Annotated in this window: 1 protein-coding gene; it reads right to left on the reverse strand. The window is 48.2% G+C overall.

All coding sequences use genetic code 11. The features are described from left to right. Positions 1-97 precede the first annotated feature (97 nt). On the reverse strand, positions 98-2,800 hold the full coding sequence (ppc, locus tag Q338_RS12255) for a phosphoenolpyruvate carboxylase (RefSeq protein WP_034295934.1): 2,703 nt from the start codon (positions 2,798-2,800) through the stop codon (positions 98-100). Between the last annotated feature and the right edge of the window lie 178 nt (positions 2,801-2,978).

The following is a 2,978-nucleotide window of genomic DNA, read 5'->3' on the forward strand; positions in this document are numbered from 1 at the left end:
GTGCGTACCACGCACCAAATCATTCAAATAATTGAAATTTCGGTGCGTAATACGCACCCTACATGTAGTTGTCGTGTACTGAAAGGCAGCCTGAACATTAACCCGTATTACGCAAACCTTGCGCCACGCCATTAATCGTTTGATGAACCATTTGCAAAATGTGCTGATTGTCAGGCTCTTTACGCAATTTGCGCAACAAGGCAACCTGCAAACCACCCAAAGCATTCAAATACGGAATCCGCAACGCCAAACTCCGCGCCAAAGGACGATTGTCCATCAACAATTCTTCGGTTTGCAAAATATCCAATAAGGCTTGGCGGCTGCGCTGATATTCCGCTTTGATTTGCGCGAAAATCGCTGAGCCATGTTGTGGGTCTTCGCTCAAAGCGGCGTAGTGGGCGGCAAGGGTAATATCGGTTTTCGCCATTACCTGCTCCATATTGGACAACATGGTGCGGAAAAACGGATTATCCTGCGCGTGTTGCTGCAATGCTTTCAGCGAAGCCGCATCGTTTTCGCACAACTCGTTTACCGCACTGCCAAAACCATACCACGCAGGCAACATCAAACGGTTTTGTGTCCACGAGAATACCCATGGAATTGCGCGTAAATCCTGAATCCGCGCCAAAGTCTTGCGACTGGCTGGGCGGCTGCCCAAATTCAGGCTGGCAATTTGCTCAATCGGGCTAGTTTGCAAGAAATAGTCAATAAACCCTTCACGCGTAATCAGCGCACGATAGTGTTTGAATGAGCTGGCGGAAAGCGCGTTCATCAAATCCACATCGGGGTCTTGCACGGCGGGCAAGAGCGTGGCTTCCAAAGTCGCCGATACCAGCGTTTCCAAATTGCGCGTGGCATTGCTGGGGTCGCCGTATTTGGCGGTGATGACTTCTCCTTGTTCGGTAATGCGAATTTGTCCTGCTACGCTGCCTGCGGGTTGCGCCACAATCGCTTGATAAGAAGGTCCACCGCCACGCCCCACGCTGCCACCGCGACCATGGAACAGGCGCATATTCACATTGTGTTTATTAAACAAGTCCACCAACCCAATTTCTGCTTGGTACAAACCCCATGTGCTGCTGATGTAGCCGCCGTCTTTATTGCTGTCGGAATAACCCAACATGATTTCCTGAATATTGTCGCGGCTGGCAACCAGTTCACGATACCATTCATTTGAGAACATCACTTCCATAATTGGGCAAGCGTTTGCCAACGCCTCAATCGTTTCAAACAATGGCACAATATTCATGCGCGACACAGGTTTACCATTTTGTACGGTCAATAAACCCGTTTCTTTTAAAATCAACGCCAACGCCAGCAAATCGCTAGGCTGTTCGCAATTGGAAATAATGCTTTGCGAAATGGCGTGTTCACCAAATTGTTGTTTGATTAAATGGGCTTCGCGGAAAATGTTTAATTCATAATTGGTTAAATCGCTGTATTGAATAAACGGGTTAAACAAAGGGCGTGGGCTACGCAATTCGCGTAATAAAACCGCTTGTTTTTCCGCTTCAGGCAGCCTGCAATAATCTTCCAAACCCGCGTGTTCAAATAATTCTGCCACCACATTTTCATGTTTTTCCGCGTGTTGGCGCAAATCCAAAGGCATTAAGTGGAAACCACACACCGACACGGTGCGAATAATGTCGGCAATGCGCCCATTCGCCAACACCGCGCTACCGTTTTCCGCCAAACTGGTTTGTAAAACCGTCAAGTCATGCAAAAATTCGGAAATGGTTTCATAGGGTTGCCCCACACCGTATTTGCACGCCAATTCCACGCCCAATTGTCTGGCTTTCGCCACCATGCGCGACAAAATATAGGCAATGGCGCGGCGGTATGGCTCTTCTTGTCGCGCCACATCGGTGTCGGGCGATTTGGCAGACAAGACCATCACGCCATCGCTGATTTTCACGCGGCGCATGGACAAGGGCAATTCTTGATACAGCGTTTCTAATTCATGGTGATAATGGCGGAACGCCGCGTCTGCGTGGCGCGTGAATGCGGCGCGTAGTGTTTCTGCCGACACAAAAGGATTACCATCTCGGTCGCCACCAATCCAGCCGCCAATTTTGAGAATATCGGGAATGTAAATATGTGGGTAGGCAGCCTGAAATTCTTTTTCCATATTGCGATAAAATTTCGGCAAGGCTTGGAAAAAGCTCATCGGGAAAATATTGACACCATTGGTGATTTCGCTGTTTACGCTGATTTTAAAATGACGTGTCTCGCTGGTTTGCCAAAGTGTGAGTAACACAATGTCCATTTCGCGTTGCAATTCCGCCAATTCATCGGCGGTGCGACACAATTCGCGGCGCGGCAACAGAGCGCGGATTTTGCGATGGGAAATCAGCGTGGCTTGGCGTTGCACTTCGGTGGGGTGGGCGGTGAGTACCGCGCAGATTTGGGTGCGATTTAAGGCAGCCTGAATATGGCTTTGGTTTAATTCATGTTGTTGAAATTTTTTCACGGTTTCGGCAATGCTGCCTTCGGTTTTCAGGCTGCCTTCGTGTTCGTGGGCAATGCGGCGGCGCTCATGATGCACGTCTTCGGCAATATTTAAAATTTGTGCAAACATACCCACGGCGGTAATTAAATTCTCCGTTTGCTCGTCCGACAAAGAAGGCAGCAATTCGGTAACCACCGTGCTGCTGTCTTGCGCTTGCGCCAATAATTTCAATGAGTTCAGTACAATTTCATCGGCATGATTTGCCAAAAGTTTGTACAAGGAATTGGTCATAAATTCCGCATCGGCGGCAAGGGCGGCATCTTTTTGATTGTTGAGTAAATGCAACTGCATGGTTCACACTCCATTCATTAACGTAATTTAACAAGACCACATGTAGCATTGTAACGCAAAAATTCAGGCAGCCTGAAAGATTATTTTCAGGCTGCCTTTCAGTACACGACAAAAATAACAGTAGGGTGCGCCGTGCGCACCAAATCCACCACAATATTTAAATTATTCAGTCATTTGG

Source organism: Alysiella crassa DSM 2578 (assembly GCF_000745955.1).
GTDB classification, from domain to species: Bacteria; Pseudomonadota; Gammaproteobacteria; order Burkholderiales; family Neisseriaceae; genus Simonsiella; species Simonsiella crassa.